This window comes from Wenyingzhuangia sp. IMCC45467 (genome assembly GCF_054111205.1).
Genome location: NZ_CM134196.1, coordinates 2,998,050 through 3,013,194, shown reverse-complemented (window position 1 = coordinate 3,013,194; position 15,145 = coordinate 2,998,050). Strand labels below are relative to the sequence as shown.

The following is a 15,145-nucleotide window of genomic DNA, read 5'->3' as shown; positions in this document are numbered from 1 at the left end:
TAGTTACGCTATAAAATTATAATGATATTAAACCTTCTATTTTTTCTACTGCATGATAATTAGCAATTACCGCATCGGCATTTTTAACTTTTATCATTACTGAAACACTTACAAACTTACCTGTTTTAGAAGCTCTTGTACTAATTACAGCTCCTGTATTGTTAAAAACAGCTTCTACTTCTTTTACTTGATTTTTTGTTGTTGGAACGATAAATTTATATAAATAATCTGATGGAAATTTAGTGTTATTTTCTAATTTCTCTTTTAAATCTTTATAAAACGCTTCTTTTTTATTCATATTGCAGTTATCCTTAGTAATCAGGCTACAAAACTATAATTATTTCTTATTTTTACTCCTTCGTAATACGTTTATTTTAAATATATGCCACAAAAAATAGTACTAACAGGTGCTCCAGGTACCGGTAAGACTACTGTATTAAACTTACTTCGTAGCAAAGGTCACTTTTGTATGGAAGAAGTATCAAGAGAAATTATTCAAGAAGCAGAAAGGATGGGTTCTAAAAAACTATTCTTATCTCAACCTATTTTGTTTAGTAAAATTATTTTAGGAAAAAGAATTATTCAATATCAACAAGCCACAAACAGCAACAAAACTCATTGTTTTTTTGATAGAGGAATGCCTGATATTACAGCCTACCTAAATAGCATTCACACTCCTGTTGAAGAAACTTTTAAGCAGTCTAACAAAAAATACATTTATGACACTGTATTTATTTTCCCTCCTTGGGAACAAATTTATACCAATGATGCTGAAAGATTTGAGACTTATGAAGAATCATTAGCCATTCACAAAGAAATTGTAGAGGAATACAAAAAAACACATCAGAATATTATTGTAGTCCCTAAAGGAACTCCAAAAGAAAGACTTAAATTTATCTTAAAAAAATGCCATGCGTAATATTTCTCCTGAGCTACTAAAAGAAACCCTCCAAAAATATTGGAATCACTCTTCTTTTAGACCTTTACAGGAAAATATTATAAACGACATTTTAAACAAACAAGATACTTTTGCCATTTTACCTACAGGAGGAGGAAAATCTATCTGTTATCAAATTCCTGCTTTACTTTTAGAAGGAACTTGTGTGATTATTTCTCCCTTAATCTCTTTAATTAACGACCAAGTATTGTCATTAAAAGAAAAAGGTATAGAGGCCATGACCATTCCTAGCAAATCTAAGTCTGATGATATTATTCGTTTGTTTGACAATATTAGAATTAAACAATTAAAGCTACTATATTTATCTCCTGAGAGATTACAACAACCTCTTATTCAGGAAAAGTTAAAACAACTAAATATTTCTTTTTTTGCTGTTGATGAAGCCCATTGTATATCACAATGGGGACATGATTTTAGACCCTCTTATTTAAAAGTTTCTTTGTTAAGAACGCTTTTACCTAACATTCCTTTTTTAGCCGTTACTGCTACTGCTACTCAAAAAACCCAAGAACAAATTATTAATTTGTTACAGTTAAAAAATGTTAAAAAACACATAGGTTCCTTTTACAGAAGCAATTTGGCTTATCAAGTTTATGAAACACCACAAAAATTTGATTTGCTTTGTAAAATTTTAAATAAAAGAAAAATAGCCACTATTATTTATTTACAAAATAGATTGGCTGTTATGGAACTTGCTAGTAGATTAAATCAGCAAGGTTACAAAAGCACTTTTTATCATGCAGGTTTAAGCTCAAAAGAAAAAGAACAAAACTATCATTATTGGAATAATGAAACACACAATATTATGGTAGCCACCAGTGCTTTTGGAATGGGTATTGACAAAAGCAACGTTAAATTGGTTATTCATTTAGAAATTCCACCTAATATAGAAAGTTATACACAAGAAGCTGGTAGAGCTGGTAGAGATGAAAACAAAGCTTTTTCTTGTGTTATTTTATCAAACAATGATTTTAAAAAATTTAATAATTTAGCCATTCAAAACGAGTTGAGTTTTGAAGATATTTATACAGTTTACCAAAAACTAAATCAACATTTTCAAATTGCTTACGGAGAACTTATTGAGCAAAATTTTGATTTTGACATTGATGCTTTTTGTCTTAAATACAACTTAAACACCACAAAAACTAGCAAAGCATTAAGAAGATTAGATAATTATGGAATTGTAAATTATCAAGAAGTTTATGAGAGTAACACCTACATAAAAATAACCTGTAGCAGCCAACAATTACTGCAATTTTGCGATACTCATTATAGTTACCAAATACTAATAGAAACTATTTTACGAAATTACACAGGCTTGTTTGATTTACCAAAAAAATTAAATCTGCCTAGATTATCACAAAAAACAGAAATATCAATTTCTGAAATTCACAAAAAACTATCTTACCTTAAAAGCATTCAGTTAATTAGTTATCAAAAAAAACAAAACAATCACACTTTACAGTTTTTAGTGCCTAGAGAAGACAAACAAACCATTAATGTGGTTAAAAAAGACTTGATAACCCTTAATGAAATTGAACTAGAAAAAAGCAAAAACACGTTGACATATTTTAAAAACGAAACCATTTGCCGAAGTCAACTTATATTAAATTACTTTAATGAAGAAAGTAATAAAAACTGTGGTATTTGCGATATTTGCCTAGAAAACTCAAAAAACAACAGTATAGATTATTTGTACAAAAACACAATTGACCTTTTAAAAACAAAACCACAAACTTTTAATGAATTAATGATTGCTTTAAAAGTAAATTCTATTCACTTAAAAGATATTTTAAAATATTTGATGAACGAAAATTACATCAAACAGAATCAACAATACTATCAATTAATATGAGTAAATTAAGAATTGTATTTATGGGAACACCAGATTTTGCGGTGACCATTTTAGATAAAGTTTTACAACAAAATTACCATGTAGTAGGGGTTATTACAGCCCCAGACAAACAAGCAGGTAGAGGTAGAAAAATATCACAATCTGCTGTTAAAAAATATGCTGTAGAAAAAGGCCTAACTGTTTTACAACCCACCAACTTAAAAGCTCCAGAATTTCAAGCAGAATTAGAAGCCTTAAAACCTAACCTGCAAATTGTTGTTGCTTTTAGAATGTTACCGAAATCTGTATGGAGTTTGCCAGAATATGGAACTTTTAACCTACACGCTTCTTTGTTACCCGACTATAGAGGAGCTGCCCCTATCAATTGGGCTATTATAAATGGAGAAACAGAAACTGGAACCTCTACTTTCTTTTTAGATGATAAAATTGATACAGGCGAAATTATTTTACAAAATAAAACCAAGATTGCTCCAAACGAAACTGTAGGAGAACTACATGATAAATTAATGCACTTAGGAAGTGATTTGGTTATAGAAACGTTAGAATTAATAGAAAACGGAAACGTTAAAACTCAAAAACAAGCAGCTCACAGTAATAAATTAGCTTATAAAATCCATACCGATACCTGTAGAATCAATTGGAATCAAAACAGTGACAAAATTTACAATCACATTAGAGGATTAAATCCATATCCTGCTGCATGGACAACTTTAATTAATAATAACGAAGAAATCAGTGTTAAAATTTATGGGTGTGAAATAATTCATGAACCTCATCAACTAACTCCAGGTAGTATTGTTACCAATAAAAAAACCATTAAAGTTGCTACATTAAATGGTTTTATTAAAATTAACCAATTAAAGCTGGCTGGTAAAAAACTTATGGATGCCGTAAGTCTATTAAATGGTTACGCATTTACAGACAAAGCAGAAATGCAGTAAACACTAACAGAGTACATAAAGCAACAATTTCAACTCGTCTTTATCAACAAAAACAAAAAGTTATTAACAATTCAATGTTTTTAAGGGCTCAGGACTTGCACAAGCTATTATTCCTTATATATTTGTTTAAGTATAAACTTATTTAATTTAAAATAAAATTTCAGTTATGAACAAATCAGATTTAATCGATGCAATTGCAACAGATGCAGGAATTTCTAAAACAGCAGCTAAAGCAGCTTTAGAGTCAGTAACAAATAATGTAACTTCCACTTTAAAAGATGGAGGAAAGGTATCATTAATTGGATGGGGAACTTGGTCTGTTTCTAAAAGACCTGCTAGAGATGGTAGAAACCCTCAAACTGGTGCTACAATTAAAATTGCAGAGAAGAATGTTGTTAAGTTTAAGCCAGGTGCTGGTTTATCAGATGCTGTAAACTAATAACAAGCTATAGTATTCTAAAAACTCCTTTTTACAAAGGAGTTTTTTTTATGCTTTTTTTTTCTTAAGTTTATTAAAAGCTATTGCTATGCATTTTTTAAAACCCTCAAAAGGAAGATTGCTAATTGCTGAGCCATCTATATTAGGTGACTTATCATTTAATCGTTCCATTATTTTGCTTACAGAGCATACCACCGCCAGCTCCATAGGGTTTATTATGAATAAACCTTTAGGCTATAGTTTAAACGATTTAATTCCTGAAATTAAATGTGATTTTAAAGTCTATCAAGGAGGTCCTGTAGAACAAGACAACTTATATTTTATTCATAAAATACCTAACCTACTTACCAATAGTGTAAAAGTTACAGATGGTATTTATTGGGGAGGTGATTTTAATGAATTATCTCGCTTATTAAATGAAGGCCTAGTAAACAACGAAGACATACGGTTTTTCCTTGGTTATTCTGGTTGGGGACAAGGGCAACTAGACTATGAATGGGAAAGAGATTCTTGGCTGGTTAGAGAAAATGATTATCAAAATATATTTAGCACCCACAATAGAAATCTGTGGAAAGAAAATTTAATGGAATTGGGTGGTAAATATCAAATTTGGGCAAATGCTCCTTTTGACCCTAACTTAAACTAGACACTAACGCATCTATTTCTTTCACTACTTTTGACTCAAAAGTCTTTTTTCTATATTTAGTAATAGGCTGGATTCCTACGATTACATTGGTTAAAAAAACCTCATCTGCTTTTTGAATAGCAAAAGGTGAAATGGAAGCTTCTTCAAGAATAAAATCTTCATTTTTTTCTAAAACATCGATAATGTTTTTTCTCATCACTCCTTTTATACAACCATCAGACAAAGGAGGTGTGGTAACTACATTGCCTTTTACCAAGAAAATATTTCCATTGGTAAACTCTACCACATTCTTATTACTATTTAATAACACACAATTGTCAAACCCGTTTTCTTGAGCATAGATACCTGCCAAAACATTAGTCAACTTGTTATTTGTTTTCACTGTAGATAACAAATTTGGATTGATCATAAAATCTTTATACAAATCGACTACATAATCACTTTTTACAATTACATCTATTTTTTTAACTTCAATAATATAAGATATATTGTGATTTTCTGGAGCATACAATCCATCAGCATCCCTATAAACAGTAAACTTAACTCGGTTTTCGGTTCCGGAATTTGCATTGATGGTTTTTAAAATTTCTGCTTCAAAAAACTCTAACGTAAACTCCATAGGAATTTGCATACGTAACATTCTCATAGAAGCCATTAATCTAAAATAGTGATCTTCACAAAAAACAACAGTCTCATCCTTTATCTTAATGGTTTCAAACAAAGCATCTCCATATTTAAATGCTCTGTTATTAAAATTGATTTGAGAATCGTTTTCTGAAACAATATTTCCGTTAAAATTAATCATGCTACGCTTAAATTTTTGGCAAATTTACATAAAAAAAGCCTTGATATTCATCAAAGCTTTAAGACAATTGGGCTTTTTAAACTAAGCACCAATAATGTGTTTTAGTTCAGCAATTTGGTTTTCCCACAACATTTTTGCTTCGTCTATTTCATCCTCTTCGGCAAAATCTGTAATAATTAACGACACATCTTTTGTTAATGCATCTACCTGAATTTTAAATTCAAAATAAGCATTATCATCTTCATCTTCTACCCAATGAAACTTTGCTCTGTCATCTGTTTTAGAAGCTAACAACTTTGCTTGTTCTTCTGCTCCATCCCAAATAAAAGTAAATAACTCTCCTCTAGAGTTTACATTATCTGCAAACCATTCTCCTAAACCTGAAGGAGTTGCAAAATACTGATACAACATTGATGGTGATGCGTGTATAGGGAACTCTAATTGATACTTTTCTTTATCCATGATCGTACTCATTTTTTTGATGGTTGGCAAAGTAATATTTTTTTACTTATTAAAAAAAGAATGTGGTTTTAAAGTTATTTCTTTTTTTCTATATGAATTTCCCTAACAGGCAAAGGTATTTTTCCACTAGGTAAAACAGACGGATGCCTCTCTAATTGACTATATAAAAATGCTTGTTGTAAAATATTTTCTACCATATAATCCTCCATTACATTTTCAGGATGATACTCTAAATCCAAATCAATCTTAAAAAAACTTGCAGAAAATCTATACCAAAAAGCTCTAAAGTTACCTCGTTTATCTTTAATATGTTCATTTACTGTTTCACCAGTCAACCTGTGAATTAACTTAATTAAAATTCTCCCCTCAGTTCTGGTTAATTTTTTTACATCTTCAGCAAATTGTTCTTCAAAAATTTCTTGTTTGTCCTTTATATATCTTTTTCTTTTTCTAGAAGACTCTATTTCTTCTATACCTGCATTTAAACTATCTAATTTTTCCTTTGCTAACACTGCATAAGGATAAGCCTTATATGTTTTTTTTCTAAGCCAAGCATAATAACGTCTATCGTAATTATTTGTAAACTTAGGCTTTGGAAACAATACAATAGTATCTAAACGAATTTCCTGATCTGGATCCGTTATAAGTGTTCCTCCTCTATATTGTTCTCCTAAATACTCCCACTCTTTATCTTGAGCTAGAGAACTTAAAGAAATCAACATAAAAACCAAACAAAGTGATATTTGTATTTTTAATTTCATCAACACCAAAAATACATAATTAACCTGCTTAAAAACAAGAATCAACATACATAATATCTAAAATCAAAATAGTACTTTTGATTACTTAAAAATAGATATATGATGAGTGAACAGACCATTTTAACAGAAAAGTCATTAAACTTTTTAGAAGAATATTTAAACAATGCCGCCCCTACCGGATACGAAAGTAACGGGCAAAAAATCTGGATGGATTATTTAAAACCTTATGTGGATGAATTTATTACAGATGCATATGGTTCTGCTGTTGGAGTTATAAACCCTAAGGCTGAATACAAAGTTGTGATTGAAGGACATGCTGATGAAATTTCTTGGTATGTAAACTACATTACTGATAACGGATTAATTCACGTAATTAGAAATGGTGGTAGCGATCACATTATTGCTCCATCAAAAAAAGTAAATATCCATACAAAAAAAGGAATTGTAAAAGGTGTTTTTGGATGGCCAGCTATTCATACTAGATTAAAAGGAAAAGAAGAAGATACTCCAAAAATTGAAAACATTACTATTGATGTTGGTTGCGAAACCAAAGAAGAAGTTTTAGCTTTAGGTGTACATGTGGGGTGTGTTATTACTTACCCTGATACTTTTGAGATTTTAAACGGAAATAAATTTGTTTGTAGAGCTTTAGACAACCGTATGGGAGGTTTTATGATTGCTGAAGTAGCTCGTTTAATAAAAGAAAACAATATTGATTTGCCTTTTGGTTTATATGTTACCAACTCTGTGCAAGAAGAAATAGGTTTACGTGGTGCAGAAATGATTACCCAAACCATTAAACCTAACGTTGCTATTGTCACTGATGTTTGTCATGACACCACCACTCCAATGATTGATAAAAAATCTGAAGGAGATAGCAAAATTGGTGCTGGACCTGTAATCTCTTACGCTCCTGCCATTCAACACAACGTGCGTGAGTTAATTATTGAAACGGCTGAGAAAAATGAAATTCCTTTTCAACGTCATGCTTCATCAAGAGCTACTGGAACAGACACAGATGCCTTTGCATACAGTAACGGTGGGGTTCCTTCTGCCCTAATCTCTTTACCTTTAAGGTATATGCACACCACTGTAGAAATGGTTCATAGAAGTGATGTAGAAAACGTTATTAAATTAATTTATGAAAGCGTTAAGCAAATTAAAGAAGGAGATAATTTTACTTATTTTACTGAAAAAAGTTACAGTATTTAATAGATCATACTTAGTAAATACAACGGGTTTGGACACTTTTCCAAACCCGTTGTTTTTTTATACAAAAAACAGAATTTTGTAAACTATTAAAAAGCAGTCAAAAACACGTCACGAAATCGTTGTAGTAAAATAAAAAAGTATGATATTTATGGCATCTAATAAAACCAAACTATATGTCATATAAACACAAAACCTTAGGAGAATTTATTAACGAGAACCAGCACGCTTTTAAGTACACTACCGGTGAGCTTTCTAGCTTAATTAATTCCATACGATTGGCTGCTAAAGTAGTAAATCACGAAGTTAACAAAGCTGGATTAGTAGATATTACCGGAGCTGCAGGTGATGTAAATATTCAAGGAGAAGCACAACAAAAATTAGATGTTTACGCTAATGATAAGTTTATCCAAACCATGATAAACAGAAATATTGTTTGTGGAATTACAAGTGAAGAAGAAGATGACTTTATTGTGGTAAATAGTAAGGATGGAAATCATCAAAACAAATATGTAGTACTAATAGACCCTTTGGATGGATCGTCTAATATTGATGTTAATGTTTCTGTAGGGACTATTTTTTCAATATACAGAAGAATTACACCTATTGGAACACCTGTTACCAAAGAAGATTTTTTACAAGAAGGTAAACACCAAGTAGCTGCTGGGTATATTATCTATGGAACGTCTACCATGTTAGTATACTCTACTGGTCACGGTGTAAATGGATTTACACTAAACCCAGCTATTGGTACTTTTTATTTATCGCATCCAGATATGGAGTTTCCTGAAGACGGAAAAATTTATTCTGTGAACGAAGGAAACTATTTAGAATTTCCTGAAGGGATAAAAAAATACATTAAATATTGTCAACAAATAGAGGATGACAGACCATATACAAGTAGATACATAGGATCTTTAGCCTCAGACTTTCATAGAAACATCATAAAAGGTGGAATTTATATGTACCCTAAAAGCACTAAAAATCCTGAAGGAAAATTAAGATTGTTATACGAATGTAATCCTATGGCATTCCTAGCAGAACAAGCCAACGGAAAAGCTAGCGATGGATATAAAAGAATTTTAGACATTAAGCCAACCGAATTACATCAAAGAGTTCCATTTATTTGTGGAAGTAGAAACATGGTAGAAAAAGCTGAAGAATTTATGGAGCAATATTCTTAAGTAAAAGCACAAAAAGCCTAAAAACAAAAAAATGTTTTTAGGCTTTTTACTTTAAACTAACTAATCTATGCCATTTATTTTATTAAATACCTAATGCCTGACCTCCACCTATTTGAATGGTTTCAGCTGTAATAAAAGCAGCATCTTCACTAGCCAAAAAAGACACCACCGAAGCAACTTCTTCTGGCTGACCTAACCTACCTAACATTATGCTATTTTTCCATGTAGCAAACACCTCTGGCTTGGTTGATTTAATTTGTGCATGAAAAGGAGTATCAATAGTACCAGGAGACACCGCATTTACTCTAATTCCATATTCTGCTAAATCTTTTGCTAATGCTCTTGTAATAGCATGTACTCCTGCCTTAGAAGTTCCATAAATACCTGCACCTGGTCCACCTGCATTCCAACCTGCATTAGAAGTATAATTAATAATTGATGCATTTGTTCCTTTTTTCAGAAATGGAATAGCTGCTCTTGAAGCAAAAAATGTAGAGTCAAGATTTAAAGCCATTACAAATCTATAAAACTCAGTAGTCATTTCTTCAAACCTAGATCTTCCTCCTAAACCACCTGCATTGTTTACCAATACATCTATCTTACCATATTTTTCACCTATTTTGGTAATATTTTCTGTTACTGCCTTATCATCTGTAACATCAAAACCAAAATACTCAGCTGTAATTCCTGCTGCAGTCAGTTCTTCTACTTTTTTAGCTCCAGCTTCATCTTCAATACCATTCAATACAACTGTATATCCATCTTTACCTAATCTTTTAGCTACTTCAAATCCAATTCCTCCTGTTGCACCAGTTATTACTGCTATTTTTTCTTGTGTACTCATCTTATTCTAATTTATGTGTTTATGTTAATTTTACGGGTTCAATTTTTTTAATCAATATAAATATTGATGCAATAGCCATTGGTGCTAATATTGCAATAACAATAAATGCAGGTGTGTATGATACTGAAGCAATTAATGGGATTAATGTATTCATAATAATTACTGATACCGCTGCAACGGTTCCTGCTAAACCTGCCAAGGTTCCTACAGATTTACCACTAAACAAATCACTTGAAATAGTTTGAATGTTCCCTATTGCAAATTGAAATCCAAATAATACTACTGCAACGATGTAAATAAATGTCATTGGATTGTTTTCATTTACTAAAAAGATAATTCCTAACAATCCTAGAAAGATTAAAACACCACCGATTGTAATAGTTGTTTTACGTGCAACATCAACAGATTTAGTTTCCATTAATTTACCACTATACCAACCACCAATAATACTACCAGCCATACCACCTAAGTAAGAGATCCAAATGGTTGCTCCAATTTCTTCAATACTAAATCCAAATTTTGAATTTAAGTACAATGGCATCCAACCTACAAACAACCACCATATAGGCTCTATAAATAGCCTTGCTGCCAAAACTCCCCAAGACTCTTTGTGACTTAAAATTTGTACTACAGACAAACCTTTTTCTTTTTTTCCTGGTTCTTCTACGGTTACAATTCTATCTTTTAATATCAATGCTCTTTCTTCATCAGTAATCCAAGGATGTACTTCTGGGTTGGATTTGTTAACAAACAACCAAGGAATTACCCACAACAAACCAATAGCACCAATAATAATAAAAGTTGTTCTCCATCCAAAGTGGCTATATAAATATGCAATTAACACAGGTGCAATTACACTTCCTAAAGATGCCCCTGCATTAAAAATTCCTTGTGCAATTGCTCGTTGTTTTACAGGAAACCACTCTCCATTACTCTTTACAGCTCCTGGCCAGTTACCTGCTTCTCCAAAACCTAAAAAGGCTCTAAAAACAGTTAAACTTGCCAATCCGCCAGCAAATGCGTGTAATACAGATGACAACGACCAAACTACTATGGATACAACAAAACCAAGTCTTGTTCCTATTTCATCATATAACTTTCCTGATAAAAATTTACCAAGGGCATATGTTATCATAAAAACATTTAGCATTACTGCATAATCAGACTCATCAAGTCCTAAATCTTTCCCCATTTCTGGCCACATAACTCCAAACGCAGTTCTATCAATATAATTGATAACTGTTGCTAAACATATTAGCATTATTACCCACCATCTTAATCCTTTTACCTTCATAACTATATAATTTACAGCTTATTAATATTATTCTATTATTTTAAAATAAGACAAAAAAATCCCTCAACAAGAATTGAGATCATCTCTTTCTTATTGGAATATTATAAGTAAATCTAAAGTTGAAATACTGATGATTTCAGTAAATGGTTCTAAGAGTATTACTTTAAATATTTTTCCCTTCTTTTTAACCTCAAGTAAAATTGTGCACTTTTACTTGATTCTTTTTTATTTTATGTTGTAACAGTATTGATATAAAACTCCAAAATGAATTTTCATTTTTTCTTTTGCCATATCAATATCTTGTGCTTTAATTGCATCAAAAATATCTTGATGTTCTTTTATTCCTTTTTGTGACAAATCCTTATCACATACATGGTATTTCTCAAAATTTGTAATAATATTAGGAGTAATCATTAACATTAACTGGTTCATTGTACTATTACCACTTGCTTGCGCAATAGCTAAATGAAAAAGTAAATCTTCTTGAACTGCATTTTCCCCGTTGATCACTTTTTCTTTAAATGCTTCTAACGCTTTTTCTATTAATTGCAATTGTTCTTCTGTTCTTCGTTGAGCGGCCAAACGAACTGTTTTAAGCTCAAACATAATTCTTGTTTCTACCAATGATCTAAAGTCTGGCTCTTCTAACCTTAAAATATCATCTATCATTCCACTCATGGCAGTTTGTCCAATGTCTGCAACAAATGTCCCACTTTGAGGTTTGGATTTTAACAATCCGTAAAATTCTAATAATTGAATTGCCTCTCTAACATTACTCCTACTTACTTCAAATTTTTCAGATAACATTCTTTCTGAGGGCAGTTTATCTCCTGGCTCAAGGTTTTTAAAAATTATTAAATCCCTTAATTTAGATATAATTTCATTTTGACTTGTTTGTTCTCCTTTTGACAATAGCTCTAACTTCATAGAAACATGGTTTTAACTAAATTGGTTAATCAGATTGGTTAACCAATTATCAGATTGTAAATATATAAAATTTATTATAAAAATAGTGTTTTAATGTATAACATCTAACTCATAATACTCAACTTTTGCACTAGCCCAACTATCTTTAGTTCCTAAATAATTCCCTGCTTTAAAGTAATTTTCAAAAACATTCCATTTTTCCATATGGATATTATTATAAACTTTTGATTTTTCATTCATTATAACTTCTAACCTACTTTCTGAAACTTTTACTTGTAAAGTAAATTTGGCAAATCCAACATACTCTGAAAAAGTATATCCAGCATCATCTACCCAGGCATCAGTTTTTAATATTTCAGTATCAGAAGCATTCAAATCTTTTAACACCTTGGTTTTTACTCTAACATATCCTTTTTCCCAATATATTTTTAAAACAGGAGGAGCATTGTTGTCTTTTTGACCAATTAAATCTCTTTGTTCATTGGTTAATCTACCATGAATTTGCATAACAATGGTTCTATGATAATCTCCAACACTATCTTTGGTTATATCAGCCATAGCTAAAACTCCCCTCATAGTTCCACCTTGCTTAAAAGTCCAATTGGTACTATTACTTCCGGCAACCATTTGCTCTCTTAACTCTGTTCTAGAATAGGTAGTGTTTGTTGTTGTACTCCCTGGATAGGTGTAAAACACCAAAGCTCCTTTTATAGAATCATTATACATAAATGGTTTTAACGTTTCATTAGTTGCATAATCTAAAATTTTTGGAGGAGTAACTTCTGTTGGACTTCCTATTGGTAAAGTTACTTTCCAGTGATTAAGATTTATATTTGGCAACTTATATAAATCTGTTGGAGAATGCTCGTCCTCATCATTTTTATCAATCTCAATGTCTGATGTAGCATCTCCATTTGTAAAGCTGCAACTTATAGTTACAACTGACATTAAAAACACCAACCATATATATAGAAAACTATATTTCATTTTGCTTATTTATTATTAGTGACCTACTTTTAATTTATAATATTTAACTTTTGCATAAGCCCCTTTATCTCTAGACTGGAAATAGTTTCCAGCTTTAAAATAGTTCTCAAAAAGACCCCATTTTTCCATGTGGATACCATCATATACTTTATGATCAAAACCATTTAAAACGATAACCATTTTACCTTCAGACACCTTTACTTCTAAAGTGAATTTTTTGTGACCAACTTCTTGTTCAAAAGTATATCCCTCATCATCTCCCCAAGCATCTTCATGCAATAACTCTTCATCAGTAGCATCAAGGTTTTTAAGAACTTTTGTTTTCACTCGTATTTTTCCATTTTGCCAATATATTTTTAAAATAGGAGGAGCATTGTTATCTTTTTGACCTATTAAATCTCGTTGTTCGTTGGTTAAACGTCCGTGAATTTGCATGATAATCACTTTATGATATTTTCCTTCATCATCTTTTGATACCTCATCAACCTCCAGCACTCCTTTCATTTTTCCACCTTGTTTAAAAGTCCAGTTGGTATTATTGTCTCCAGGCACCATTTGTTCTCTTAACTCAGACCTTGTATACTTGGTGTTTGCAGTAGTAGCTTTGCTAGGAAAAGCATAAAAAACCAAGGCTCCTCTAATAGAATCGTTATACATGTAAGGAATTAACCTTTTATCGGTTGCATACTTTAAAATTTCTGGAGGCTCAATATTCATAGCGCTTCCTTTATGATTTAATTCTGGAGTAGTAACACTCCAATGACTCAAATCTATTTTTGGCAACTTGTATTTTTTTCGCTTCTTTTTTTTCTCTACTGATTTCTCAGTTTCTGTACTGCTACTTGTCTTTTCTTGACAAGTAGCATTTACAGAAACAAAAGCAATTAATACAACTATAATAAATTCTTTTAAGTAGTTCATAACATCACTAGTTATTATTTTTATTATGGTTTTGCCATAATAGACACATCATCAATTCTAGCTTCGGCTATGTTATTACTATCTACCCAAATGGCAACTTTATTAGCTGCTCCAGGATTAAACTCTAAAGTCATTTCTACATAATCACTAGCACTTGATTGATCTGTACCAACAACAGAGGCGATAATTGCTGCTTCAGCATCGGCTGCATCTGTAATTGTATTTCCTAAAACAGCCAGTCTTAATTCACCTCCACTAGGAGATGTCTTCATGGTATAATACAGACTTAAAATATAATCCGCATTTGGAGTAACATCTATCTCCTGATAAGCTACACGAGGATCACCAGCATCAAACTTAGCTCCTTGAGACCCGCTACGAACAGGACTACTTGTAATTCCAAAAATCTTACCTCCAGAAATTCTCCAAGAATCACGTCCATCACCAGTTCCTCCGGCTAAATCACCATCTTCAAATCCAGCTTCCAAAATAGTTGGAACAAAAACTGTTGGTCCTGTAGGCATTACTATATCTATAGTAGTACTGTATGTACTTTCTACCCCTAACTTATCCGAAGCTGTTAAACTAACAGTATATTCTCCTTCTGCCGAATATGTATGCGAAGGGTTTTCTTCTGTTGATGTATTATCTGTTCCCGAGGTAGGATCTCCAAAATCCCAAACATAATCAGTAGCACTACTAGAGGTATTTGTAAATAAATACGTTAAATAATCTCCACTTTGCTCCTCTGCAGAAAAACCACTTGTAGGAGGAGTTTCATCTGCTTTAGACCCAGCCTCTGGCAAATCTTCTGTACAAGCTATAAAAGTTGTTGATAGTATAAATACTGTCAATACTTTGGTTATGTATTTTTTATTTTTAAATAAATTCTTCATCTTTTTAAGTTTTAGT

The 15,145-nt window shown here is 31.5% G+C and carries 17 protein-coding genes; 7 read left to right on the top strand and 10 right to left on the bottom strand.

Going from position 1 to position 15,145, the window contains the following annotated elements:
* Positions 1-16: 16 nt before the first annotated feature.
* Entirely contained in the window at positions 17-298 is a 282-nt protein-coding gene (locus tag ACXGQT_RS12835) for a DUF493 family protein (protein WP_457828981.1), read from the bottom strand.
* Positions 299-382: 84 nt separating this feature from the next.
* Between ACXGQT_RS12835 and ACXGQT_RS12830 the strand changes: the two genes are divergently transcribed.
* The 5 genes from ACXGQT_RS12830 (at position 383) to ACXGQT_RS12810 (ending at position 4,839) form a co-directional block, all read left to right on the top strand.
* Complete coding sequence (locus ACXGQT_RS12830; protein WP_457828980.1) at positions 383-919, top strand: AAA family ATPase; 537 nt, start codon at positions 383-385, stop codon at positions 917-919.
* Positions 912-2,813, top strand: coding sequence for a RecQ family ATP-dependent DNA helicase (locus ACXGQT_RS12825; protein WP_457828979.1), 1,902 nt, complete (start codon positions 912-914; stop codon positions 2,811-2,813). The genes ACXGQT_RS12830 and ACXGQT_RS12825 overlap by 8 nt, the downstream gene beginning before the upstream one ends.
* Positions 2,810-3,754 (top strand): methionyl-tRNA formyltransferase, encoded by a 945-nt coding sequence (fmt, locus tag ACXGQT_RS12820; protein ID WP_457828978.1) that lies wholly within the window; start codon positions 2,810-2,812, stop codon positions 3,752-3,754. The genes ACXGQT_RS12825 and fmt overlap by 4 nt, the downstream gene beginning before the upstream one ends.
* A 166-nt stretch (positions 3,755-3,920) precedes the next feature.
* Complete coding sequence (locus tag ACXGQT_RS12815; protein WP_073122271.1) at positions 3,921-4,193, top strand: HU family DNA-binding protein; 273 nt, start codon at positions 3,921-3,923, stop codon at positions 4,191-4,193.
* 88 nt (positions 4,194-4,281) lie between these two features.
* Positions 4,282-4,839 (top strand): YqgE/AlgH family protein, encoded by a 558-nt coding sequence (locus tag ACXGQT_RS12810; RefSeq protein ID WP_457828977.1) that lies wholly within the window; start codon positions 4,282-4,284, stop codon positions 4,837-4,839.
* Here ACXGQT_RS12810 and ACXGQT_RS12805 read toward each other — a convergent pair.
* From ACXGQT_RS12805 to ACXGQT_RS12795, 3 genes are all read right to left on the bottom strand, one after another.
* Complete coding sequence (locus ACXGQT_RS12805; protein ID WP_457828976.1) at positions 4,826-5,644, bottom strand: aminotransferase class IV; 819 nt, start codon at positions 5,642-5,644, stop codon at positions 4,826-4,828. The two genes, ACXGQT_RS12810 and ACXGQT_RS12805, sit on opposite strands and share 14 nt — an antisense overlap.
* Before the next feature lie 81 nt (positions 5,645-5,725).
* Positions 5,726-6,106 (bottom strand): START-like domain-containing protein, encoded by a 381-nt coding sequence (locus tag ACXGQT_RS12800; protein ID WP_457828975.1) that lies wholly within the window; start codon positions 6,104-6,106, stop codon positions 5,726-5,728.
* A gap of 74 nt (positions 6,107-6,180) precedes the next feature.
* Complete coding sequence (locus tag ACXGQT_RS12795; RefSeq protein ID WP_457828974.1) at positions 6,181-6,867, bottom strand: DUF4294 domain-containing protein; 687 nt, start codon at positions 6,865-6,867, stop codon at positions 6,181-6,183.
* Positions 6,868-6,969: 102 nt separating this feature from the next.
* Here ACXGQT_RS12795 and ACXGQT_RS12790 point away from each other — a divergent pair, with 102 nt between their 5' ends.
* A complete protein-coding gene (locus ACXGQT_RS12790) occupies positions 6,970-8,079 on the top strand; it encodes a M42 family metallopeptidase (protein WP_457830822.1) in 1,110 nt (369 codons plus the stop codon).
* A gap of 173 nt (positions 8,080-8,252) precedes the next feature.
* The gene (gene fbp / locus ACXGQT_RS12785; protein ID WP_457828973.1) at positions 8,253-9,260 is read left to right on the top strand and encodes a class 1 fructose-bisphosphatase; all 1,008 of its coding nucleotides are present in this window, start codon (positions 8,253-8,255) and stop codon (positions 9,258-9,260) included.
* 82 nt (positions 9,261-9,342) lie between these two features.
* Here the strand turns inward: fbp and ACXGQT_RS12780 are convergent, their stop codons facing one another.
* From ACXGQT_RS12780 to ACXGQT_RS12755, 6 genes are all read right to left on the bottom strand, one after another.
* Positions 9,343-10,104, bottom strand: a complete 762-nt coding sequence (locus ACXGQT_RS12780) for an SDR family NAD(P)-dependent oxidoreductase (RefSeq protein WP_457828972.1) — start codon at positions 10,102-10,104, stop codon at positions 9,343-9,345.
* A 19-nt stretch (positions 10,105-10,123) separates the two neighbouring features.
* Positions 10,124-11,398 carry an MFS transporter gene (locus ACXGQT_RS12775; protein WP_457828971.1) on the bottom strand — a complete coding sequence of 425 codons (1,275 nt, stop codon included), beginning with the start codon at positions 11,396-11,398 and terminating at the stop codon, positions 10,124-10,126.
* Between the two features lie 225 nt (positions 11,399-11,623).
* Positions 11,624-12,325, bottom strand: coding sequence for a FadR/GntR family transcriptional regulator (locus tag ACXGQT_RS12770; RefSeq protein ID WP_457828970.1), 702 nt, complete (start codon positions 12,323-12,325; stop codon positions 11,624-11,626).
* Between the two features lie 90 nt (positions 12,326-12,415).
* Complete coding sequence (locus ACXGQT_RS12765) at positions 12,416-13,312, bottom strand: polysaccharide lyase family 7 protein (protein ID WP_457828969.1); 897 nt, start codon at positions 13,310-13,312, stop codon at positions 12,416-12,418.
* A 15-nt stretch (positions 13,313-13,327) separates the two neighbouring features.
* Complete coding sequence (locus ACXGQT_RS12760; RefSeq protein WP_457828968.1) at positions 13,328-14,233, bottom strand: polysaccharide lyase family 7 protein; 906 nt, start codon at positions 14,231-14,233, stop codon at positions 13,328-13,330.
* A gap of 23 nt (positions 14,234-14,256) precedes the next feature.
* Positions 14,257-15,129: a PKD domain-containing protein gene (locus ACXGQT_RS12755; RefSeq protein WP_457828967.1), complete on the bottom strand. Its 873-nt coding sequence runs from the start codon at positions 15,127-15,129 to the stop codon at positions 14,257-14,259.
* Positions 15,130-15,145: the final 16 nt, after the last annotated feature.

Coding starts and splice junctions, on each gene's coding strand:
- ACXGQT_RS12805 (WP_457828976.1), bottom strand. CDS start 5,644: ATGATTAATTTTAACGGAAATATTGTTTCAGAAAACGATTCTCAAATC.
- ACXGQT_RS12795 (WP_457828974.1), bottom strand. CDS start 6,867: ATGAAATTAAAAATACAAATATCACTTTGTTTGGTTTTTATGTTGATT.
- ACXGQT_RS12800 (WP_457828975.1), bottom strand. CDS start 6,106: ATGGATAAAGAAAAGTATCAATTAGAGTTCCCTATACACGCATCACCA.
- ACXGQT_RS12780 (WP_457828972.1), bottom strand. CDS start 10,104: ATGAGTACACAAGAAAAAATAGCAGTAATAACTGGTGCAACAGGAGGA.
- ACXGQT_RS12835 (WP_457828981.1), bottom strand. CDS start 298: ATGAATAAAAAAGAAGCGTTTTATAAAGATTTAAAAGAGAAATTAGAA.
- fbp (WP_457828973.1), top strand. CDS start 8,253: ATGTCATATAAACACAAAACCTTAGGAGAATTTATTAACGAGAACCAG.
- ACXGQT_RS12810 (WP_457828977.1), top strand. CDS start 4,282: ATGCATTTTTTAAAACCCTCAAAAGGAAGATTGCTAATTGCTGAGCCA.
- ACXGQT_RS12825 (WP_457828979.1), top strand. CDS start 912: ATGCGTAATATTTCTCCTGAGCTACTAAAAGAAACCCTCCAAAAATAT.
- ACXGQT_RS12815 (WP_073122271.1), top strand. CDS start 3,921: ATGAACAAATCAGATTTAATCGATGCAATTGCAACAGATGCAGGAATT.
- ACXGQT_RS12775 (WP_457828971.1), bottom strand. CDS start 11,398: ATGAAGGTAAAAGGATTAAGATGGTGGGTAATAATGCTAATATGTTTA.
- ACXGQT_RS12830 (WP_457828980.1), top strand. CDS start 383: ATGCCACAAAAAATAGTACTAACAGGTGCTCCAGGTACCGGTAAGACT.
- ACXGQT_RS12755 (WP_457828967.1), bottom strand. CDS start 15,129: ATGAAGAATTTATTTAAAAATAAAAAATACATAACCAAAGTATTGACA.
- ACXGQT_RS12790 (WP_457830822.1), top strand. CDS start 6,970: ATGAGTGAACAGACCATTTTAACAGAAAAGTCATTAAACTTTTTAGAA.
- ACXGQT_RS12770 (WP_457828970.1), bottom strand. CDS start 12,325: ATGAAGTTAGAGCTATTGTCAAAAGGAGAACAAACAAGTCAAAATGAA.
- ACXGQT_RS12760 (WP_457828968.1), bottom strand. CDS start 14,233: ATGAACTACTTAAAAGAATTTATTATAGTTGTATTAATTGCTTTTGTT.
- ACXGQT_RS12765 (WP_457828969.1), bottom strand. CDS start 13,312: ATGAAATATAGTTTTCTATATATATGGTTGGTGTTTTTAATGTCAGTT.
- fmt (WP_457828978.1), top strand. CDS start 2,810: ATGAGTAAATTAAGAATTGTATTTATGGGAACACCAGATTTTGCGGTG.